At 30.3% G+C, this 23,448-nt stretch carries 14 protein-coding genes; all 14 read left to right on the top strand.

Annotated elements, in window-relative coordinates; all coding sequences use genetic code 11:
• The first annotated feature begins 193 nt into the window (after window positions 1-193).
• The 14 genes from KGNDJEFE_RS05270 to KGNDJEFE_RS05205 all read left to right on the top strand — a co-directional run bounded on the left by KGNDJEFE_RS05270 (window position 194) and on the right by KGNDJEFE_RS05205 (window position 23,431).
• A complete protein-coding gene (locus KGNDJEFE_RS05270; RefSeq protein ID WP_006439474.1) occupies window positions 194-1,831 on the top strand; it encodes a cell wall-binding repeat-containing protein in 1,638 nt (545 codons plus the stop codon).
• Between the two features lie 240 nt (window positions 1,832-2,071).
• Entirely contained in the window at window positions 2,072-3,418 is a 1,347-nt protein-coding gene (locus tag KGNDJEFE_RS05265) for a Sapep family Mn(2+)-dependent dipeptidase (protein WP_006439473.1), read from the top strand.
• 93 nt (window positions 3,419-3,511) lie between these two features.
• Window positions 3,512-4,117 (top strand): hypothetical protein, encoded by a 606-nt coding sequence (locus KGNDJEFE_RS05260; RefSeq protein WP_006439472.1) that lies wholly within the window; start codon window positions 3,512-3,514, stop codon window positions 4,115-4,117.
• Between the two features lie 558 nt (window positions 4,118-4,675).
• Entirely contained in the window at window positions 4,676-5,827 is a 1,152-nt protein-coding gene (locus KGNDJEFE_RS05255) for an ABC transporter ATP-binding protein (RefSeq protein ID WP_006439471.1), read from the top strand.
• Between the two features lie 2 nt (window positions 5,828-5,829).
• Window positions 5,830-7,392, top strand: a complete 1,563-nt coding sequence (locus KGNDJEFE_RS05250) for an ABC transporter permease/substrate-binding protein (protein WP_006439470.1) — start codon at window positions 5,830-5,832, stop codon at window positions 7,390-7,392.
• Window positions 7,393-7,543: 151 nt separating this feature from the next.
• Window positions 7,544-8,908: an MATE family efflux transporter gene (locus tag KGNDJEFE_RS05245; RefSeq protein WP_006439469.1), complete on the top strand. Its 1,365-nt coding sequence runs from the start codon at window positions 7,544-7,546 to the stop codon at window positions 8,906-8,908.
• A 346-nt stretch (window positions 8,909-9,254) separates the two neighbouring features.
• Window positions 9,255-9,770 carry a prolyl-tRNA synthetase associated domain-containing protein gene (locus tag KGNDJEFE_RS05240; protein WP_006439468.1) on the top strand — a complete coding sequence of 172 codons (516 nt, stop codon included), beginning with the start codon at window positions 9,255-9,257 and terminating at the stop codon, window positions 9,768-9,770.
• A 23-nt stretch (window positions 9,771-9,793) separates the two neighbouring features.
• Window positions 9,794-10,483, top strand: a complete 690-nt coding sequence (locus KGNDJEFE_RS05235) for a DUF554 domain-containing protein (protein ID WP_006439467.1) — start codon at window positions 9,794-9,796, stop codon at window positions 10,481-10,483.
• Between the two features lie 543 nt (window positions 10,484-11,026).
• Entirely contained in the window at window positions 11,027-12,490 is a 1,464-nt protein-coding gene (locus tag KGNDJEFE_RS05230) for a cell wall-binding repeat-containing protein (protein WP_006439466.1), read from the top strand.
• A 92-nt stretch (window positions 12,491-12,582) separates the two neighbouring features.
• Entirely contained in the window at window positions 12,583-13,842 is a 1,260-nt protein-coding gene (locus KGNDJEFE_RS05225) for an IS91 family transposase (RefSeq protein ID WP_170239656.1), read from the top strand.
• Window positions 13,843-13,929: 87 nt separating this feature from the next.
• Window positions 13,930-14,157 carry a hypothetical protein gene (locus KGNDJEFE_RS05220; RefSeq protein ID WP_118549764.1) on the top strand — a complete coding sequence of 76 codons (228 nt, stop codon included), beginning with the start codon at window positions 13,930-13,932 and terminating at the stop codon, window positions 14,155-14,157.
• A gap of 416 nt (window positions 14,158-14,573) precedes the next feature.
• Complete coding sequence (gene nrdD, locus KGNDJEFE_RS05215) at window positions 14,574-16,694, top strand: anaerobic ribonucleoside-triphosphate reductase (protein ID WP_006439464.1); 2,121 nt, start codon at window positions 14,574-14,576, stop codon at window positions 16,692-16,694.
• Window positions 16,695-16,711: 17 nt separating this feature from the next.
• The gene (gene nrdG / locus KGNDJEFE_RS05210; protein WP_006439463.1) at window positions 16,712-17,224 is read left to right on the top strand and encodes an anaerobic ribonucleoside-triphosphate reductase activating protein; all 513 of its coding nucleotides are present in this window, start codon (window positions 16,712-16,714) and stop codon (window positions 17,222-17,224) included.
• Window positions 17,225-17,617: 393 nt separating this feature from the next.
• Window positions 17,618-23,431: a M60 family metallopeptidase gene (locus KGNDJEFE_RS05205; protein ID WP_006439462.1), complete on the top strand. Its 5,814-nt coding sequence runs from the start codon at window positions 17,618-17,620 to the stop codon at window positions 23,429-23,431.
• The last annotated feature ends 17 nt before the right edge of the window (window positions 23,432-23,448 follow it).

Genomic DNA, 23,448 nt, shown 5'->3' with positions numbered 1-23,448 from the left:
AGGGAGCAATTGCTCCTTTTTATTTTGCAAATTATTCAAAAGAATTTAAATACTAATAATAATTGTTTTTATAGAAAAATTTTAATAAAATATTTGTTAGCAACTATTTACTAAAAAACTTAAATATGTTATTTTAAATATGGGGATATTTTCCTAAAATTCTAAAAATTATTTCAAAAAAGGAGAGATATTTATGAAATTTAGAGAAAAGGCAAGTGCTTTAGTATTATGTGCAGTATTACTAGGAACTTCTATTGTTCCAGTATCTGCAGCAAATAAGGATGAAATAGTAGGGTCAAACAGATACGACACTGCTGCAAAAATTGCTGATAGAATGGGAAATTATGATACAGCAATACTTGTAAATTCAGATAAAAGCTTAGCAGATGGACTTTCTGCGTCTTCGTTAGCAGGTAAAGAAAACGCTCCAATACTATTGGTAAGACAGAATTCTATACCATCAGAAACATTATCTAGACTTCAAAATGTAAAGAAAGTTTACATAATCGGTGGTACTGCTGCAATAAGCAAAAATGTTGAAAACCAACTACAGGGTAAAGCAATTCAGAGAATAGAGGGTAAAAATAGAATTGATACTTCAGAAAAAGTTGCTGCACTTGTAGGAAACTATGATGAAGCATTTATAGTTAATGGAAACAAAGGTGAAGCAGATGCAATGTCTGTAGCAGCTGTAGCAGCTAGAGATAAAGCTCCAATACTATTAACAAATGGAAACTCAACAAATCAGCAAAAGAGATCTGGAGTTAGCTATTATGTTGTTGGAGGAGAAGCAGTTGTTTCAAGTTCATTAGTAAATAAATTTGGAGCAGTAAGATTAAGTGGTTCAAATAGATATCGGACTAATAAAGTGGTAGTAGAAAGATTCTATGCTAATTCAGATAAATTATACTTCACAAAAGGTGACAAATTAGTAGATGCGCTTACAGTATCTTCTTTAGCAAAAACTGATGGTGTAGTTTTTGTATCTAGTACTTCAGATAAGAGTATATTAAATAATAAATCTACACTAATTCAAGTAGGTGGAATGGATAAATCAATAGTTGATTCTATATTTGAAAATGAAGATAAAGTAGATAAATCATCTTTAGTAGTGGGAAATGACTATGCTGAAATAATGAGATGTGAAGATTTCCCATTTGAGCAATATAAAATAAAAGCAACTGATATAGATGGTACTGACATAACTCATAAAGTTAAATGGATAGGTACAGGTGGTCCTGATGAAAAACCTCTTCATGAAATTGATACAAGCGTAGCAGGTGGATTTCCAATAGAATTTTATGTAACATTAAAAGATGGAAGAGTTTTACATGAACCAGGATTCCTTGCTGTTGGAACAGATTTAAATGATGAAAAACCAGAAGGAAATGAACCTAGTACAAATATAAATGTAAACTCTGAAGCTTATCAGGCGGAATATAGAAAAGAATTCTATAAATTAATAAATGAGCATAGAGTTTCTAAAATAGTACAGCCTCTAACACCAGAATATGGATTAGAAAGATGGGCATATTTAAAATCTAAACACATGGCAGATAATAATTACTTTGATCATAAATATAATGGACAAATGATAGATGATATGTATCCTAATGAGGGTGGAAGTGTTATGTTATCTGGAGAAAATATATTCTACTCTTTTGGACGTAATTTAACAGCAAAAGAATTTGCAAAATATTCATTTGAAAACTGGAGAGAATCTGATGGACACAATAGAAATATGTTAAGTAGTTCATATAATCATGTAGGTGTTGCAGTTTATCAGTCAAATGATGGTAAGATTTATGCAACTACTGACTTTGGATGGTAATATATTATCAAAAGTAATTTAATTAACTAAAAAATATTAATATAACAAAATTATATTACTAAAAATAGAGAGCTTCGGCTCTCTTTTTTTTGTTGATATATAAAAAATAAAACTTTTAAACATCAAATAATTAAAGTAATAAGTTTTTTATCTAACTTAATAAAATTTCTTAAAAACTAATTATACATGATATAATAAAAACTGTGAAAATAAATTAAATATTATGAAAGGAAATTAAAAATGGAAAATAAAATTAAAAATATAGTTAACGAAAACAGCAGAGATATGGTTGAATCAATCAAAGCTGCTGTAAGAATAAATAGTGTAATGGATGAAAAAACTACAACAGAATCAATGCCTTTTGGTAAGGGAGTAGACGATGCTCTTAGAAAAACTCTAGAAATAGCAGAATCTCTAGGGTTTAAGACTGTATACAAAGATGGATACTACGGATATGCAGAAGTTGGAGAAGGAGAAGAACTTATAGGAATATTAGGGCATATAGATGTTGTTCCTGTAGGAGATGAATCTAAGTGGAAATTCCCTCCATTTTCAGCTACTGAAGAAGACGGGTATATATACGGAAGAGGAACTCAGGATGACAAAGGTCCTACAATAGCTGCAATGTATGCTGTTAAGGCTCTTTTAGATGTTGGGGTGAAGTTTGGTAAAAGAGTTAGATTTATAATCGGTGGTGATGAAGAAAATTTATGGAGATGTATTGCAAAATATACAGAAAATGGTGAAGAAATACCATCTATGGGATTTACACCAGATTCTTCATTCCCAGTGACAAACGCAGAAAAATCTTTAGTGCAGTTCTATCTAAGAGGAAAAGGATCTAAAGAATTAAGTTTAAATATTTCGGGTGCATTAAACGCAGTTCCTGGAGTAGCTAACTACACAGGAAAACTTGCTGATAAATTAGTAGAAAAACTAGATGAGTTAAAATTTGAATATGAAAAAGATGGTGAAAGTGTAACTGTTATTGGAAAAAGAGTGCACTCTGCATCTGCTGACAAGGGAGTAAATGCAATAGAAAGACTTTGCAAGGCTCTTTATGAAATAGGCGTAGAAGATGATGTTGTGAGATTTGTTGCTGAATTATCTGACTCAGTTGGAAGTAAGATATTACCTAATTGTATTGATGATGTATCTGGAACACTTACTTTTAACTTAGGAGAACTTATAATAAACGAAAATGAATCTGTGCTTGGATACGACTCAAGAATTCCGGTGAAATATACTATAGAAGACTTAGAAAATGCAGTAAAAGAAAAAGCTGCTAACTATGGACTTGAATTTGAAGAATTTGATAGACTAAAATCTCTTTATGTTCCAGCAGATTCTAAACTTATTAAAACACTTGTTTCTGTGTACGAACAGGAAACAGGGCTTGAAGGAACTCCTATGTCATCAGGTGGTGCAACTTACGCAAAAGCACTTGATAACTGTGTAGCATTTGGAGCAATGTTCCCATTTGACGAAAAAACTGAGCACCAGGAAAATGAAAGAGTAGATATAAAAAATACGATAAAAGCTACTGAAATATATGCTTTAGCTATATACAAACTATTAAAATTATAAAATATATAAAATTGCAACTTTTCACTTGCAAATAGTATCGTTCTGTTTAAAAATATGCTATACTGAATAGAACGATACTATTGGAGGTGTTTTATGAATTTTTTAATAAGTGTAGTTGGTATTTTAATAGAAGCTTTATTTCCAATTGGGATATTTGCTATGGAAATATCTAATGTAAGAAATATGTCTAAGAAAGAATATGAATACGAAGAACTTTTTGGAGAAGATATTGTTGATGAATATGAAACTATTCAAAGAACAGTAAATATATTTAACACAGTAGGTGTAGCAATTCTTTTAGTTTTTAGTGCAATTTATGCAATTATTTTTATAAAAAATAGAATGTTGATTTTAAATGGACCAATAAAGGTCTTTATAGTTGGGTTGATGTTTTATTTAATGAGTATAGGAGATATGGTTCTATACGAGCTTTCTCTATTTAAAGATATAATTCTACCTTTAAAAACAGAAGAATTAGATTATTTAAAACAGTTAGTTTCTAATGAATATAATGAAGAAAAGTATGAAGAATTATCAGAAATGATAGAATATGCTAGAAATGAAGAAAGTTCAAAAGGATATATAAACTGGATTAAAAGAAGAAGAGCTTTATTATTTGCAGCAAATATATTCCTAACGGTAGCAGCAATAAAATTTATGACTATACCGAATGTTAGCTTGATAACATCGTTATTTTAAAATAAAAAATATTTTAATAACGCAAAAAATATTTTTTAATTTTAAAAAAATTATGAATCACTTTATTTTATAATAAAATAATTGAAATACATTTATAATATTAAAAATAACGATAAATATAACATTCTATATAGGTTAAAAATATACGACTAAATTATCTTTATATAATAAAGAATTTGATATATTAAAAATAAAATATAAATAATATAAATACTACTAAAATGCAAGCGTTTTTATATCGCTTGCATTTTTTTGTTTATGGATATAATATGAATTTATTGTAGAATAACAATGAATATCAAAACTAACTCTAGAATTTTTCGTGATTATCTCTTTAAAAAGTCGAAAAGTTGAACATAAATAGTAATAAATGTTGCAATTTAAATGTATTTTGTCATTTATTTCATTATTAAATATTTAAGTCTGAAAAATGAAAGATTATTTTATAAAGAAGTTACAATTTGTAATTATTTGATTAATTTTCTGAAAAATGATAAAGTGTATAACAATAAGTAATAGATAATATAAGAAAAAGTAAAGAAAAGGAAGTGTTCAGTTATGATTGAATTTAAAGATGTATCAAAATCATTTAAAGACAAAAAAGTACTGGATAATGTATCTTTCAATATTGAAGAAGGGGAATTTATTTGTATAATCGGAGGAAGTGGATGCGGTAAAACAACTGCCTTAAAAATGATTAATAAATTAATACTCCCAACAGACGGAACTATATACGTTAATGGAAAGGATATAAGTAAGGAAAACGAAATAGAGCTTAGAAGAAATATCGGATATGTAATCCAGCAGACAGGGCTTTTCCCTCATATGACAGTTAGGGAAAATATCGAATTAATACCAAAAATAAAGAATAAAAGAAACAAGGAAAAAGAAGGAAAAAAAGAAGAAGCTGAAAAACTTCTAGAAAATGTAAGAAATGTGCTTACAATGGTTGGACTTGATCCAGATGAATATATGGATAAATATCCAGTTCAGATGAGTGGTGGTCAGCAGCAGAGAGTTGGAGTTGCAAGAGCATTTGCAAGTAATCCGGACATAATATTAATGGACGAACCATTTAGTGCACTGGATCCAATAACAAGAAACCAGTTACAAGATGAGCTTGTAGCATTGCAGGACAAATTAAGAAAAACAATAGTCTTTGTAACTCATGACATGGGTGAAGCTATAAAACTAGCTGATAGAATTTGTATATTAAACGAAGGAAAAATTCAGCAGTTTGATACTCCAGAGCAGATATTAAAACATCCAGCAAACGACTTTGTTTTAAACTTTGTCGGAAAGAAACGTATTTGGGATTCTCCAGAGCTTATAAAAGCAGAAGATATAATGATAGAAAACCCTATAGTTTGTATATCAAGACTAAAAGCTATCAAGGCTCAGAATATAATGAGAGAGCATAGAGTCGATAGTTTAATGGTAATAGACGAAAATAGAAAATTCTTAGGTAAAGTATATGCATCTGATGCATCATTAGAAGTTAATAGAACAAAAAGAGTATTAGATATAATGGATACAAATTGCGTATCTGTATCACCTAGAGATTCTATAGTAGATGTATTAAATAAAGCAAAGGAATTTAATATGTACACAATTCCGGTTGTGGACAATGAAAAATTAGTAGGGCTTATAACAAAGAGTACACTTGTTACAGCACTTTCTAAGAAATACGATGAAAGTGAGGTTGAATAAAAATGAGTGGTTTTATAGAATATATGCAACAAAATTCAGGAACAGTTTTAAACTTGTGTATTGAACATATACAGTTGACTGTAATAGCAATAGCTATAGCAATACTTATAGGTGTGCCTCTTGGGATACTTATAACATACTTCAAACCAGCTAAGAAACCTATAATGGGTATGACTAATATAATACAGGCAATACCTTCAATGGCTCTTTTAGGGTTTATGATTCCTCTATTTGGGATAGGTACAAAGCCAGCAATAGTAATGGTTACTCTATACTCATTACTACCAATTATAAAAAATACAGTTGCAGGACTTAATAACATCAACCCAGATACAATAGAAGCTGCAAAAGGTATAGGACTTGATAGATTCCAGATTCTATACAAGGTGCAGATACCACTAGCTGCTCCAGTTATAATGGCAGGGGTTAGAATAAGTGCCGTTGGTGCAGTTGGTCTTATGACACTTGCAGCATTCATAGGTGCTGGAGGACTTGGATACTTAGTATATGCAGGTATTCGTACAGTAAACAATGCACAGATATTAGCAGGTGCAGTACCAGCTTGTATACTTGCATTATTAATAGACTATATATTCTCAGTACTTGAAAGAGTTGTTACTCCTAAAAACTTACAGCTTTCTGTGAATAGAAGTAAATTCGCAAAAGTTATGGATAAAGTTGTAGTTGCAGTACTTTGTGTAGCACTTATTGGAAGTTTTGCATTTAGTGCATTGACAAAGGTAACATCAGACAGAGAAATTACAATAGGTAGTATGGACTTTACAGAACAGGAAATTCTAAACTACATATTAAAATATTATATAGAAGATAATAGTGATATTAAGGTAAATCAGTCGCTTTCACTTGGAGCATCTTCAATAGTGCTAGATGCTATTAAAGGTGGAGATGTCGATTTATATGTAGACTACACAGGAACAATATACGGAAGTGTTCTTGGAAAAGAGCCTAATAGCGATGTAGAAGAGGTTTATAATACAGTAAAAGATGAAATGAAATCTCAGTACAACTTAAATGTATTAAAATCATTAGGATTTAATAATACATATACATTAGCTGTTAAGAAAGAAACTGCAGAAAAATATAACCTAGAAACAATTAGTGATTTAGCTAGAGTTTCTAATAAGTTGGTATTTTCTCCAACACTGACATTCGTTGAAAGAAAGGACTGTTTAGTAGGTCTTCAGGAAACTTATCCAGTAAACTTCAAGGATATAGTTCCAATAGATGGATCTCCAAGATATACAGCTTTAATGAGTGGCGAATGTGATGTTATAGATGCATACTCTACTGACGGACTTCTTAAGAAATTCGATTTAAAAGTACTAAAGGACGATAAACAGTTCTTCCTACCTTATAATGCGATACCTGTTACAAATGACAGGGTAAAAGAAGATTTTCCAGAAGTTGAAAAGCTTTTAAATGAGTTAGGTCAGTATTTGAATGAAGAAACAATGGTAGACTTAAACTACAGAGTTGATGAATTGAAACAGAAACCATCAGATGTAGCTAAGGACTTCCTACAGGAAAAAGGATTAATTAAATAAGAAATATGAGACTGTTGCAAATTTTGCAGCAGTCTTTTTTTAGTTGCGATGTATTTTTATTTTGATTATAATAGTAAAGTAGTAAAATGAAATATAAAATCAATACAATTTAATATGATTTTTTTATTATTAGTTCAAGGGGGTAAGGAAAATGGCAGAAGAGAATAAGATGGGAGTTATGCCTATAAATAAACTATTGATTACTATGTCGTTGCCTATTATGATTTCGATGCTTGTTCAGGCACTATATAATATAGTAGATAGTATGTTTGTTGCGCAGATTAATGAGGATGCGCTGACTGCGGTATCTTTAGCGTTTCCAATACAGAATCTTATGATTGCGGTTGCTACAGGTACAGGTGTTGGTATAAATGCGCTGCTTTCAAGAAGTTTAGGAGAAAAGAATAGAAAGCAAGCAAGTGCAGCAGCTAATAATGGTGTATTTTTAGCAATTATGAGTTGGGTTGCATTTTTAGTAATAGGAATGTTATTTAGCCGTCCTTTCTTTATAATGCAAAATGCTGGAGAAAGGATAACTGAGTATGGAATAACTTATATGACAATATGTTGTTCGTTATCTTTTGGAATATTTTTACAGATAACTTTTGAAAGAATTCTTCAGGCAACAGGTCGCACTTTCTACTCAATGATATCTCAGTTGACAGGCGCGATTGTCAACATAATATTAGATCCGATTTTTATTTTTGGATTATTTGGAGCACCAAAACTGGGTGTTGCTGGTGCAGCTATTGCAACAGTTTTTGGTCAGATGTCTGCTATGACACTTGCGATGTTTTTCAATCACAAGATAAATCACGATATTGATCTACACTTTAGAAGTTTTAGACCGTCTCTAAATATAATAGTAAAAATTTACAGAGTAGGGATTCCGAGTATAATAATGGCAAGTATTTCGTCAGTTATGACATTTGGTATGAACCAGATTTTACTTACTTTTACAAAGACTTCAGCAGCATTCTTTGGAGTGTACATAAAGCTACAGAGCTTTGTATACATGCCTGTATTCGGTCTAAACAATGGCTTAGTTCCAATAGTTTCGTACAATTACGGTGCACAGAATAGAAAGCGTATATTAAAATCAATTAAACTAGCTACAACTTATGCTATTGGAATAATGATTTTTGGAACAGTATTATTTGAATGTGCTCCTAAGGTACTTTTAGGTATATTTAATCCGTCAGAGGAAATGATTAGAATAGGAGTTCCGGGGCTTAGAATTATAGCTACTCATTTTATATTAGCATCAGTGAGTATAGTGCTTAGTACTGTTTTCCAGGCATTAAATCAGAGTTCATTCTCGCTTATTATCTCTGTTGCAAGACAGTTATTTGTACTTTTACCAGTTGCGTATTTTATGTCTAAAACAGGTAATATCAATTTTGTTTGGTTATCTTATCCGATAGCTGAAATTGTTTCACTTGTGATTTGTTTAGGATTCTTTAAGAAGATTTACGACGAAAAGATCAAACATATACCAGATGGAGCAACTTGTTAATAATAAAAGGACAAGAGTATAACTCCTCTTGGCTTCAGGCTTCAGCGCCCCACACTGTTAGGCAACATATTTAGCAGTTGTGGGGCGCTTGTAGTATTGTCGCTTTTTATCAGTTATACTCCTTGTCCTCGATTTATTATCTTGCAAAACTTAATTCATTTGTTGAAGAATAGTTAAGAAAAATTTTATGTTATCGTGATAAAATTTGGTGTGAAAAGATAAACTCTGAAAAAATATTTATTATATTCGTACAATTCTCTTTTAAATTTTTACTATAATGTGGTAAAATTTAGTTAAAGCTAAAACAATATCTATAATATAATAGAAAAAATTGGAGGTATTTATTATGGAAAAAATATATACAACTGAACCTACTGAAATAGAACAGAAGGTATACGATATATTAGACGAGCTTGGTGTAGATTATGGTGTAGTAGAACACGAACCACTATACACAGCAGAAGATCTTAATAAGATAAAAGAACAGGCTCCAGGTCTTCACGCTAAGAACCTATTCCTTAGAAATGCAAAAGGAAACAAATACTACCTTATAGTTGCAGAAGATTCAAAACCAGTTAATCTTAAAGAAGTTAAGAAACTTATAGGCAGCACAAATCTTTCTTTCGCATCAGAAGATAGATTAATGAAAGTATTAAAATTAGTTCCAGGAAGTGTAAATCCATTCTCTTTAGTTAATGATGAAGAAAAAGTTGTTGAACTTTATATAGAAAAAGAACTTTTATCAGGAGAACTTTTAAACTTCCATCCAAATGTAAACTACAAAACAGTAACTATATCTTTAGATGGTTTAAAAAAATACCTTGATCATATAGGTGTTACTTTAAACGAAATAGAATTATAGGATTTTGGAGTTAAAGGAATTAAATGATAGCAACATTTGTAAACTGTGGCGTTATAATAGTTGGGTGTATAATAGGTCTTTTTATTAAAGGCGGTATACCAGAGAGATTTAATAAGATTATAATGAACGGATTGGCACTTTGTGCGATGTTTATAGGTTTTTCAGGAGCATTAGAAGGAAATAATACGATAATCACTATAGTTTCTATGGCTGTTGGTGCGTTAATCGGTGAGCTTATAGACATCGATAAGTGGCTGAACAAACTTGGTGAAACAATACAGGCAAAACTTGATAAAGGTGATGGAAAAGAGAGCAGAATTGCAGAAGGTTTTGTAAATGCTAGTTTATTATACTGTGTTGGAGCAATGTCTATAGTAGGTGCGCTTCAAGCAGGACTTTCTGGCAATTACGATACTATTTATGCAAAAACTGTACTAGATGGAGTTAGCTCTGTTATATTCTCTGCGTCTATGGGAATAGGGGTTATTTTTTCATCTGTGACAGTTCTTTTATATCAGGGAGGAATCACACTTTGTGCGACATTTTTATCTGGAATTTTAAGTCAAGCTGTTATTGCAGAAATGACTGCTGTTGGAAGTCTTATGATTGTTGGACTTGGACTTAATCTTTTAGAGGTTACTGATATAAAGATAGCTAACCTATTGCCGGGGATATTGGTGCCGGTAGTGTTGGGACTAATAGGACTAGTGTAAAAATTTAATACGAAATATATAAAAGTGTGGCTGTTACGATATTTTGTAGCAGCCTTTTACTTAACACAAGTATTCGCTCTCCAGGCTTCAGCGCCTCGCACTGTTAGAGTAACACATTTCAGAGTTGCGAGGCGCTTGCAGAATTGTCGGTGCGAGCTACTTGTGTTTAAGTTTTTAAAGGCTGCTTACAAAATAATCATTAACATCTATTTTTATATCTTCTGTATTAAATTTTTAGTATAGATATTTAGTTTAAAAATATATTTTTTACTAAAGAATACTTTAAAAAGTATTTACATTTGATATAATATAAATATAGGATTTTTTTAGAAAGGGTTGACAAGATTATGTTAGTATTTGAAAATTTGTATACATACATACATACATACATACATACATAGAAAATCCTAGAATAATTATGTCCTTAAAAAAATTAATACAGTTAAAACAAGTGCAGAATAATTATATAAATTAATATTTATATGATTAAATTTTCTGTGCTTTTTTTATACTCTAAAATTGATGTGAGATGGAGGTAAATTTATGAAATTTAAAGAAAAGGCAAGTTCATTAGCATTATGTGCAGTGTTACTTGGTACTTCAATAGCGCCAGTATCAGCAGCAACAAAAACAGAGATAGTTGGTGCAAACAGATATGAAACTGCTGCAAAGATAGCTGATAAAATGGGTAATTATGATACAGCTATACTTGTAAATGCAGACAAATCTTTAGCAGATGGTCTTTCTGCATCTTCATTAGCAGGTAAGGAAAATGCTCCTATATTATTAGTTAAAAAAGATTCTATACCTGCAGCTACAATGCAGAGACTTAGAAATGTTAAAAGAGTTTATGTCATAGGTGGTGAAGCAGCAGTAAGTCAGAGAGTTGTTGACTCATTAGGTGATGTAACTTATATAAGAATACAGGGTGCAAACAGAATAGAAACTTCTGAGAATGTTGCAGAGATAGTAGGAAATTACAATAAAGCATTCGTAGTTAATGGAAATAAAGGTGAAGCGGATGCAATGTCTGTAGCTTCAATTGCTGCAAGAGATAAAGCACCAATAATATTAACAAATGGTAAATCTTCAAATGAGGTTAAAAGACCTGGTGTTAAATATTATGTAGTTGGTGGTAATGAAGTTGTTTCAAATTCTTTAGTAAATAAATTTGGTGCAATAAGATTAAGTGGTTCAGATAGATATAAAACTAATAGAGTTGTTGTAAACAAATTCTATCCAAATTCTTCAAAATTATACTTCACAAAAGGTAATCCTTTAGTAGATGCTTTAACTGTTTCTCCATTAGCTAAAAATGATGGTGTTGTTTTAGTTTCAGCTAAATCAGATAACAGTATATTAAATGGTAAAGACACTGTTCAGGTTGGTGGTATGAATTTTGGAGGTTCAGCTAAACCAGAAGAAAATAAACCGGTTAAACCAGATGGACAGAAACCAGACGGTGGAACACAGAAACCAAATCCAGAAGAAAATAAACCAGTTAAACCAGATGGGAATATAAATATAAACTCTGATGCATATCAATCAGAATTTAGAGAAGAGTTTTATATATTAGTAAATAATTATAGAGCTTCAAAAGGGTTAAATAAGTTAACACCGCATCCATTACAAGAAAAAATGACTTATCTAAAATCTAAACATATGATCGATTTAAATTATTTTGAACATAACTATGATGATAGTAAAACACAATATTATAAAGACAAATGGACGAATAATGGTAGGTACCCATATTTAATGATAGATACTATTTATCCTGAAGTTTTTGCAGGAACAGGTTCAAAATACGGACAGGAGATAATAACTGGTGTTATAGGTGATTATGGTAAATCTGCAAAAGGATTAGCAAGAGAAGCTTTTGAAAGATGGCAGAGATCTACAGGTCATGAACAGTCAATGACAAGTGATTGGGATAATTATATGGGTGTTAGTATTTATAGTGGAAATGGAAATATTTATGCAACAGGTGCTTTTTCAAGAAAATAAATGATAATCATGGACTTCTTCGGAAGTCCTTTTTTATTCCTAAGGAAATTATAATAATTTAAAACTGTGGAAAACTTATGTACAATAGTAATATGAATGTATTGAAAAAACAAAAAGATGAAAAAATCATTAAGAAAATATTAAAAAATCACTTTGAAGAATTCAAACTAAAATATTGGAATAAAGTTAGAAGAGAAATGAGGGATCAGATAGAAAATACTGTAATAAAGGCTTTAAATTGTGGAAATATAGAAAAAGGATATATAAAACATAAATGTATAGACTGTGGAGAGGAGTATATTCAAGGGTTCACTTGTAAAAGTAAGTTTTGCACAAAGTGTGGAAGAAAATATTCTATGGAATGGGCAGAAAAACAGGTAGAAAATATTCTTGATGTTTCTCATAGACATGCAGTTTTCACAATTCCAGAGGAGTTAAGAGTCTATTTCTACAGAAAGCGAGAGCTTTTAAAAGATTTACAAGATGCTACATATAAGGTATTAGATAGTTTTCATAAAAAGAAAACAAATGGAGATTATGAATTAGGGGTAATTGCTGTAGTACACACTTTTGGTGGAGATTTAAAATGGAATCCTCACATACATGCCTTATACACCGAAGGTGGAATAGATAGAAATAATAAGTGGTTTAAAAAATTAGATTTCATACCGTATACATATATGAAAAAAGTATGGCGAAAGTTGGTACTAGATATAATAAAAAACAACTTTAGAGATAGAAAAACTAGAAATTTGATAAATAAGTTATATAAGAAAGAATTCTATGTAAATGCAGAAAGACGTTTAACTAATATAAAACAGGCAACTCAATATATAGGTAGATATTTGGCTAGACCAGCTATCGCTGAGTATAGAATAATTAATTACGATGGGAAAAATGTAACTTACTGGTATGAAAACAAAAAACCTAAGGGAAAAAGAGAAATAACTGTAAATGTATTAGAATTTATAGGTAAAATAACCCAACATATTCACCCGAAGGGTTTTAGAGTTGCAAGAAGATACGGTCTATATTCAAGAGTAAAAAATAAATTAAGCATAGAAATATTGAAATTATATAATTTTATGAGACACAGAAATATATCTAAGCTGATAAAAAAGAAGAATACAGTAAAGAAAAATTTTAAAGATAGATTGATAGAATCATTTGGAGTAAATCCTTATATTTGTAAAAAGTGTGGAAAAGACATGATTCTATGGGAAATATGGCATTATAAATATGGATTAATATATAATGTACTAGATAAATCAAATTATAAAAGAATAATCTACGAAGAAATTATAGAAAAAGAAATTTCTTTGAATACAACAACACAAAAAGAATTATTTTAAAAGTCTATTAAATAGGCTAGCTTTGCTATACTCAAATATAAATAATAGTGTATAATTAGTGTAATTAAAATTATTAGGAGAAATAGTATGCTAAAAGAATTAGAAGAAATGAGTAAAGGACAAAAGTTATACAATTATGAATGTAAGTCTTGTGGATTTGAAAAAGGAGTACCAGAATTTATATTAGAAGAACTAAGACAAGATGCATTCTTTTCATTGGGAGCGATAGCTTCGCTAAATGAAAAAAATATGCCAGAATTAATTTGTCCTAATTGTGGAGCTAAATTTGAATACAAAAAAACTGACGACCGTTAGGTGTCAGTTAAAGGTACTGTCACAAGAACACCTTTTAAAGGTGTTCTGTGGCAGTATTTTTTATATTTTTTTCTTATAATTATGTAAATATTTTAGTTATATTCTCTCAAATTTTTGTACGATATAGAAAAATTGAAATTTCAATGCTTCCAAATTTACTCAAATTTTTTAGAAAAAAGTTAAAAAAATTTTTTTATCTGGATATGTTGGAAATAGATAATCTCAGAATAAAATAGTAAATATAGAAGTTTATACTTGTTTTCAAATGTTTTTTGTGGGTATTTATTATATAGATTATCGACAATGTGATTTTGAGATTGAAAAATAAAAAACAAAAAATTTTTGTGGGTAATTTCTGTTATAATATAATATTGTGATATTAAAGAGAAAAAATTGAAAAAGGGAGGATATTTTGGATGAAGGTTATAAAGAGAGATGGTAGTACGGTTCCTTTTGATAGAACAAAGATAGAAGTGGCTATTTTAAAAGCTATGAAAAACGGAAGTGGTATATATATTCCGGAGATAGCTTCAAATATATCAATAGATGCTGAAAAACATTTTGAAAACTTCAAGCCTACACCTACTATACATCAGATAGAGGTGTATGTTTACGAAAGATTAATTCACTATGGTCAGAAGGAAACTGCAAGAGCTTATGAAGGATATAGAGCTGTTCAATCTTTCAAAAGACATGTAAATACTACTGATGAAAATATACTTGGATTAATAGCAAAAACAAATGAAGATATTTTAAAGGAGAATTCTAATAAAAACTCTATAATAGCTTCTACTCAGAGAGATCTTATCGCTGGGGAAGTTTCTAGAGATATAGCTAGAAGAAAGTTAATTCCTCCTCATATAGTGCAGGCTCACGATGATGGAGCTATACATTGGCATGATATGGACTACACTTTACAGTCTATATTCAACTGCTGCTTAATAAATATACAGGATATGCTTGATAACGGAACTGTTATAAATGAAAAGATGGTTGAGTCACCAAAATCATTCTCAACTGCTTGTACAGTTACAACTCAGATAATGGCTCAGGTTGCAAGTAATCAGTATGGTGGACAGAGTATAACAATAAAACACTTAGCACCATATTTAAGAAGAACTTACGATAAATTCTTCAAAATGTATATGGAAAAATACAATAACGAAGAGTTAGCAAAAGATATAGCTCATGATATGATGATGAAGGATTTAAAAGATGGTGTCCAGACGATAAGATACCAGTTATCTACACTAATGACAACTAATGGTCAGGCCCCATTTGCTACAATATATCTTGAAATAGAAGAAGGAAGCGAATACGAAGAAGAAATGGCTCTTATCTGTGAAGAAATGATAAGACAGAGATTAGAAGGTATGAAAAACTACAAAGGACAGCAGATTGGTGAAGCTTTCCCTAAATTAGTTTACCTACTAGATGAACACAACTGCCTAGAAGGTGGAAAATACGATTATATAACTAAGCTTGCTGCAGAATGTACTGCTAAGAGATTAGTTCCTGATTATCAGAGTGCTAAGATAATGAGAAGCAACTACGAAGGAAATACATTCCCTCCAATGGGCTGTAGAAGTCATTTAAGTCCATATAAAGATGAAAATGGAAACTACAAATGGTACGGAAGATTTAACCAGGGTGTTGTTTCATTAAACTTACCTCAGATAGCTATAATAGCTGATAAAAATATGGATATGTTCTGGAATATATTAGATCAGAGATTAGAGTTATGTAAAGAGGCTCTTTTAGTTAGACATAATATGTTAAAAGGAACTTTATCAGATGTTTCTCCAATTCACTGGCAGCATGGTGCAATAGCTAGATTAGATAAAGGAGAAAAAATAGACAAACTTCTTGAAAATGGATATTCAACATTAAGCTTAGGATATGTTGGTATACACGAAATGGTTCAGTCTATGCTAGGTGTTAGCCACACTACTGAAAAAGGTGAAGAATTTGCACTAGAAGTTATGAACTATTTAAGAAAGAAATGTGATGAATGGAAAGCTGAAACAGGACTTGGATTTGGACTTTACGGTACTCCAGCAGAAAATCTTGTTTACAGATTCTGTAGAATAGATAAACAGAAATTCGGTGAAATACCAAACGTTACTGACAAACTATACTACACTAACAGTTACCATGTAAATGTATGTGAAGAAATAGATGCGTTTAGTAAGTTAAAATTTGAAGCTCAGTTCCACGCAATAAGCTCTGGTGGATGTATTTCGTACATCGAGGTTCCAGATATGAGTAGAAACTTAGAAGCTGTTGAACAGGTTATAAACTACATATACCACAACATTCAGTACGCTGAAATAAATACAAAACCAGATGTTTGCTACAAATGTGGATACACAGGAGAAATAAAATTAGATGAAAATCTAGAATGGTATTGTCCTTCTTGTGGAAATAGAGATGAAGCAGATATGCAGGTTATGAGAAGAACTTGTGGATATATAGGAACTAATTTCTGGAATAAAGGTCGTACTCAGGAAATTGGGGATAGAGTACTTCATTTATAGGAGATGATTTTTAGAGAATGAGATATGAAAAAATAAGAAAATTTGATGTGTCTAATGCACCAGGTGTTAGATCGACATTATTCGTGACAGGATGTACTCACGATTGTAAAGGCTGCTTTAACAAGGAACTGCAGGATTTTGGAGCTGGAGATGTTTGGACTCAAGAAGACGAGGACAATTTTGTTTCTTATGTAAAGAATGACAATGTTGTCGGAGTTAATATTTTAGGTGGAGAACCAATGCAGCAGGTTATGGATGACTGCCTTCCAAATCTGTTAAAGAGAGTTAAAGAAGAAACTGGTAAAAGCATCTGGCTTTGGTCTGGATATTTACTTGAACAGATTCTTGAAGATGAGAAAAGAAGAAAAATTTTAGAATATGTAGATGTGCTAGTGGATGGAAGATTTGAGATTGATAAGAGAAATATAAATCTTAAATATAGAGGATCTGAGAATCAGAGAGTTATTGATATCAAAAAGACATTGATGAGTGATTCTGTAGTGCTTTACGATTTTGAAGAAATTTTGTAAAATTATTTTAGAATTATAAAATATTGTAAATAATATATTAATTTTAGTAAAGTGTACAACTTTTAAATATGAAGTTGTACACTTTTTTTATTAATTTTTTTGGGAAACGTTTTTTGATTTTTTAAAAAGTTATCGTTTTAATTTTTAAATATTTCAAAATAATTTAAGTGTGTAGTTAAAAATATTAAGAAGTTATGAAACTTTTGAATGTATAGTGAATTTTTTATAAGTTTTTGATGGATTTTTTTGATTGAATGTTATAAAATGGGGTAGATATTTAAATGTGTAAAATAAAATATAAATTATGTGGAAATTAATAGAAAGGTTCGAATAGTTTAGAGGAATTCGAATTGGTATGTTAATAAAAATTTTTTGAGGTTTAGGAGGTAATTAATGAAGAAAGTAATTTCAGGAGCATTGGCAGCAGCAATTATAACGAGTAATCTGCCGCTACGGGTTTTAGCAGAGGAAATGGATATTCCAGATGCTAATCAGAATGATCAGTCAATTAATCAAGAAAAAACAAGAACAGGATATATAGAAGTAGAAATAAAACTTGATATGCCAATAATGTATAGTGATGATGCTAAGATAAAAGTTGATTTAAGTGAGAGTGGTGAGAAGACTCTTTTATCTGCAAAATTAGGTGAATCAGGTAATTTTGAAGATAACAATGGTCATTCTTATTCAGTTGAAGCACTTGGATATAAAGGTGTTGAAGAAGTAAAAGATGGCGGGAAAGTATACGTTTACAAAGTTAGATTTAATAATCTTACAGCAGCTAAAGGCAAAAATTACAACATTAATATAAATGGTAATGGATTTAGAGGTATTGCAAGTGATATCGAATTAAATGAATTCTCTAAAAAAGTAGTTGTAAATAATTTATATAATAGTGATAGTGCAAATATGTTATTTGGGAATATAAACAAAGATAATGTAGTAGATGATAGAGACTATGAAACTATCTTTAATCATATTGGTACATCAGAAGAGGAATATGATTTAAATAGAGATGGAAAAGTTGATATAACAGACCTTACTTATGTCCATAAAAATTTAAACAAAAAGGCATCAGAAACATTAAAAACAGAAAACATGGTACAGACAATAGATGTTGAAAAAATAGAACTTGAAAAAAGTGAAAATTCAATAGTAACAGGTTCTGTAAATGATTTACTAACTGGGTCAAATAATGGTTTAAAAATATCAAAAGAAAAAGGAACAGATTCTACTAAACCGTTAGAAGTAAGTTTAAATCTTACTGGATCAAAGAATAAGCCTACAGATACTCCACAGTATGTAGAAATGCAGACAATTGTTATAAAAGGTGGAGAGGTTGCTCCAACTGAAGGAACAGTTGTTGTAACAGATAGTAACGGAAATGAAGAAATATATAAATTTGGTGAAAATACTTCTAAACCAGAGGGAAAATCTTTCAATTTACTAAGAACAGAAAACAATGATACAACGACAGATAACAATAAAAAAGAAAATAAGAACATAGTAATAAATCTTAATAATAAGGTAGCTGTTGCAAAGATAACTATAAAGATAACTAATACTACTGAAGGTGATAGAAAGCTTGCTAATATAGCAAAAGTTGAATTTATAAATGATGTTTATAAAGAAGAACAAAAGCCAGATATGAATATACCAAAAGTAAATAAGGTAGAAACTAGTACTGCTACTGGTAGCGAACATATGACTCTATATTGGAATAAAGAGAATAACATAACAGGATATGAAATAAAAATAGAAGAAATAAATGCTTCTGGTGAAGTTCAAGGAAATGCAAAAGTATTTAGAACTTCTGAAAACTTCTTTAAATATAGCGCTGTAAAAGCTTATAGAAGATATAGAGTAAGTATACAGTCTGTAAATGGTGAATGGGAAAGTGGATATAATGCTGTGAAAGACGACGAAAAAAATGGAGTTATAGATAATATAGATCCAGCAACTATGGGAACTAACGGTAAAGATGCAACATATAGTCCTAAAGATGTAACTGATGATAATGGTATTGTAAATATAATGGTTGTTCCTAATTCCAAACCAGAACCACCAGAGGGAATAAATATTATAAGCGGATATAAATCACTTGATATAAATTGGAAGGCTCATAGTTCAGCACAGAGTTTCGATGTTTACTATAAAAAGATAGATTCAGAAGAAGGTAATTCTACAAAAGATGAAGTAATACCGGGATTAGAAGGGTTTACTAAAGCAAATAAAAATCCTATAACAAATACTACTCAGTTTATACTTTCTGATTTAGAAGATAATGCAAGTTATGAAATAAAACTTACTGCGACAAATCATTTAGGTACAAGTGGTGCAACAAAGAGCCATATTGGAACTACTATAGATATATCTATTCCAGTATCTCCAAACTACAACCTTATAAATACACCTAATGGATATAATGAGCTTACAAATAATATAGAATCGGTAGAATTCCCAACTCTTTCAGATGATAAGCTTACTAATGGAGATATATCTATAACTGATAAGGATTGTGTTGTTGATAATGATTATACTACAGCATGGTCTTTAACAGACTGGGACTCTGGAGCATCATATAAAAACAATAAAAGAGGTCCAATAGTAACATTCAAAGAAGAATATAAAATAAACAGAATTGCAATAATATCTAGGTTAGATGCATTTGCTTCAACTCCTAATAAAGCTGTTGTAAATGTTTGGGACTATAAAAATGATAAATGGATAGAATATGATGCAAATGTTCAGAATATAAACAATAACGGATATTATACACTTATCGATTTACCAGAAGCAGTTAATGCAAGAAGAATACAGGTAAATTTATCTACAAGTCCTAGAAGATTAAGTATTTCAGAAATGAAATTCTATCAATATGATGATATTGAAACTTCAGTTGAAAACTTATTTGAGGATGATTTAAAAGTCGAACTTAGAAAAAATAAAGAAAATGGCAAAGTAGAAGTAACTCAGGAAGAAATAGACCAGATAAGAAAAACTTTAAAAACTCCTAATGAAGAAGGAGAATACAACCCTAGAAAAGATACTCTTTTAAATGAGGTTAAACTAGCTGAAACAATATTAAAAGATAATAAACTTTCTGAAAAAGTTATATCTGTTGATCCACTTATAAACGGAAGTGGAGCTAATACAGGATACAATAATACTTGGCAGGCATTAGGATATAGTGTAAAAGCTGGTCAAAAGATAGATGTTTATATGGGTAGAAATGAGAATAAAAAAGTTGTACTAGCTTATGAGCAGCATTATGGTGAATCAGGTTCATATCTAAGCAAAGAAATAGAATTAAAACCAGGAAGAAATACAATAAGTATAGAAAAATTAGATAACTTTGATCTTAACTATGAAAAAGGTGGTAACTTATACGTTAGAGTTACAGATAATGTAGATAGTTCAAATGCAGAGATAAAGGTGAGAGTAAGTGGTGCTACGGAAATACCTCACTTAGATTTAAATAATCATTTAGAGGATGTAGATTATCTAGTTAATAATCCAAATTCAAAAGAAGCATTAGAAATAAAAGAAAAATTAAAAGCATATATAGAATCGCTTAAAGCACATGTACAAACTATGCAGAGTAAATATCCTGAATCTGCTACTAAATCAGATAATACAAAAAATATATATACTTATGATAAAGATACTTCTGTTTTAAACTCTACTAATATAGAAGGAGATCGATTCACTCTTACACTTCCAGCACAGGATGTCTATGAAGGTATAACGGAAGGAGCAGAGAACAATTTAGATAAGCAGGTTGAAAATCTATATAACACAGTTTTAGCATGGGAACAGATTATACAGATAACTAACGCTAAAAAAGGTGTATTTGAAAAAGTTGCCGATTTTAATAATGATGGTCAGATAAATGCCGATGATGCTAATTCAAAAGACTATCAGAATAATAAAGCATCAAAGCGGAGAGTCAATGTTAAATATCAGAGAATGTTTATAGGTGCTTTCATGTATGCCAGTGGACACCATGTTGGTATAGATGTAGGAAGTTCAAAAGATTTAATGAAAGGTGTTCCATTCAAGTTTGATGAAAATGGTTATGTTACTAATCCAGATGAAGCTAGATTATTTGGATGGGGAATAAGCCATGAAATAGGACATAAAGCTGATATAGGAAATAGAACATATAGTGAAACAAGTAATAATATATTAGCCCTAATTACCCAGACTTTTGATGGAAAAGATAAATCTAGACTTGAAGAAAATGGAATTTATCCTAAAATATACAAAAAGGTAACAAGTAGTAGTGTAGGGGTTTCTCAGGATGCAACAACATTACTTGGAATGTTCTGGCAGTTACAGCTTGCATATGAACCAGGATATACATCTGAAATGTTAAAGAGAAATAATGATGGTAATTTAACTAATGATTCATACTATGCAAAAATGAATAGATTGTATAGAAGTCTTACAGACGCAGAAAAAGCTTTAGACAAAGACCAGTTATTAATAAGAAAAGCATCTGAATCAGCTGGAAAAGATTTAACTGATTTCTTTGAAAGTTGGGGATTAGTTGCTGATAGTAAGACAAAAGCGGCTCTTACAGGATTAGAAAAAGAAACTAAAAAAATACAGTATTTAAACGATGAAGCATACAGAAAAAGACTTGCTAATGATTCATCAGATTTAAATATGTCTAAAGACTTAAAGGTAAATGCTTCATTTGAAGATGTAGAAACAGGTGCAAAGATAGAAAGTGGTTCAATTGTAAATAATAATTCTATAAAAATAAATATAGACCTTCCAGATGAATTTAAAGGAGATAAAGATAAAATACTTGGATATGAAATAATTAGAAGTGACGGAAATACTCTAACAGAAGTAAAAGACGAATCTACTAATCCAACAACTTCAGATAAAAAATATAAAACAGAAATATTATATAGACCTGTTGGATTTGTGAATGCAGAAGATGGAAAAGCTACATTTACAGACGATATATCTCCTATAAATAATAGGGCGATGACTTATAAAGTAGTGGCTTATGATTATAATCTTAATGCTACAGCTGAATTTACAATAGGAAGTATAAAAATGAGCCATGATGGAAAAATAGACAGTTCTAATTTTGTGCTTAAATCAAATCTTAAGTCTGGAACAACTTCAAGTAATACAAAAAATGAAAATACTGTTGAAGATAAAGGTATAGATGCAATAAAAGATAAAGACGTAAATACTTCTTTCAAAGGTGAAAAAATTACATCTGAAGAATACGAAAAAAATCCTCATAAACAGGAGGGAATAGATGTAAATGCTGATCCATATGTAATAATGGATTTACAGGGAAGTAAAGCTATCACAGGATTAAAATATACAAAATCATCTGATGCTGTTTCAAAATTATCGCTAAAAAGATTGATAAATGCTGTAAAAGGTGAAACATCTTACAGTTCAATATCAAAATATGAAATATCTATAAGTGATGATGGTGAAACTTGGAAAGTAGTATCTGAACCTGAAGCTACATTTGAATTTGGGCAGAAAACTGTACTTGGCGGACAGGATGATAAAAATACAGCTACTGTAATATTTAAAGAAGATGGTAATTTATGCACATATGAAGCAAGATATGTGAAATTAGTTGCAAAAGATGCTACAAATGTGGATATAGCAGAAGTTTCTCTTTTAGGAACTACAGGAGATAATATAGAAATAGGTGCTGTAAATGAAACTGATAATACGCTTACAAATGGAATAGGTAAGTTAGAAGAAGATGTACAATTTGAATCAGGAGAAAAAATACCTAAAGGTTCTATAATTGTTACAGGTGAATATAAAGGTAACCCTGCATTCAATGTTCCGCTATTAATAGATGATGATAATAAAACAATAGAAGGTACATTCTTACTTATGGCCAATGTTCCGGAAAATGCTCCTCTTGGAGAAGTTGATTCTGGTACATGGATTTACTATACTGAACCTGAAAACTTCGATAAATTAAGTAGTAGCGTTAAAGCTGAACTTTATAGATATAATTATCTTGATAAAACAGGAAGTCCACAAGGACAGAGATTAGTAAGTGATACACTATATAAAAAGCTTCCTGGAAGTTATAATGATTTAGATAATATAACTTTCTCAAATATAGGAACAGTTTCTAGAACAAAATCACCTAAAGTCGTAAAATCTATAAATACTAAAGACTATAATTTAAAAGAAGATAAATAGGTTAAAATAAAAATAAT

It is taken from the genome of Peptacetobacter hiranonis, from assembly GCF_008151785.1.
Classification (GTDB): domain Bacteria; phylum Bacillota; class Clostridia; order Peptostreptococcales; family Peptostreptococcaceae; genus Peptacetobacter; species Peptacetobacter hiranonis.
Note: the sequence above shows the minus strand (reverse complement) of the source record. Positions and strands in the feature narration are given on the sequence as shown.

Coding starts and splice junctions, on each gene's coding strand:
- KGNDJEFE_RS05260 (WP_006439472.1), top strand. CDS start 3,512: ATGAATTTTTTAATAAGTGTAGTTGGTATTTTAATAGAAGCTTTATTT.
- KGNDJEFE_RS05205 (WP_006439462.1), top strand. CDS start 17,618: ATGAAGAAAGTAATTTCAGGAGCATTGGCAGCAGCAATTATAACGAGT.
- KGNDJEFE_RS05235 (WP_006439467.1), top strand. CDS start 9,794: ATGATAGCAACATTTGTAAACTGTGGCGTTATAATAGTTGGGTGTATA.
- KGNDJEFE_RS05220 (WP_118549764.1), top strand. CDS start 13,930: ATGCTAAAAGAATTAGAAGAAATGAGTAAAGGACAAAAGTTATACAAT.
- KGNDJEFE_RS05225 (WP_170239656.1), top strand. CDS start 12,583: ATGAATGTATTGAAAAAACAAAAAGATGAAAAAATCATTAAGAAAATA.
- KGNDJEFE_RS05265 (WP_006439473.1), top strand. CDS start 2,072: ATGGAAAATAAAATTAAAAATATAGTTAACGAAAACAGCAGAGATATG.
- KGNDJEFE_RS05230 (WP_006439466.1), top strand. CDS start 11,027: ATGAAATTTAAAGAAAAGGCAAGTTCATTAGCATTATGTGCAGTGTTA.
- nrdG (WP_006439463.1), top strand. CDS start 16,712: ATGAGATATGAAAAAATAAGAAAATTTGATGTGTCTAATGCACCAGGT.
- nrdD (WP_006439464.1), top strand. CDS start 14,574: ATGAAGGTTATAAAGAGAGATGGTAGTACGGTTCCTTTTGATAGAACA.
- KGNDJEFE_RS05245 (WP_006439469.1), top strand. CDS start 7,544: ATGGCAGAAGAGAATAAGATGGGAGTTATGCCTATAAATAAACTATTG.
- KGNDJEFE_RS05250 (WP_006439470.1), top strand. CDS start 5,830: ATGAGTGGTTTTATAGAATATATGCAACAAAATTCAGGAACAGTTTTA.
- KGNDJEFE_RS05240 (WP_006439468.1), top strand. CDS start 9,255: ATGGAAAAAATATATACAACTGAACCTACTGAAATAGAACAGAAGGTA.
- KGNDJEFE_RS05255 (WP_006439471.1), top strand. CDS start 4,676: ATGATTGAATTTAAAGATGTATCAAAATCATTTAAAGACAAAAAAGTA.
- KGNDJEFE_RS05270 (WP_006439474.1), top strand. CDS start 194: ATGAAATTTAGAGAAAAGGCAAGTGCTTTAGTATTATGTGCAGTATTA.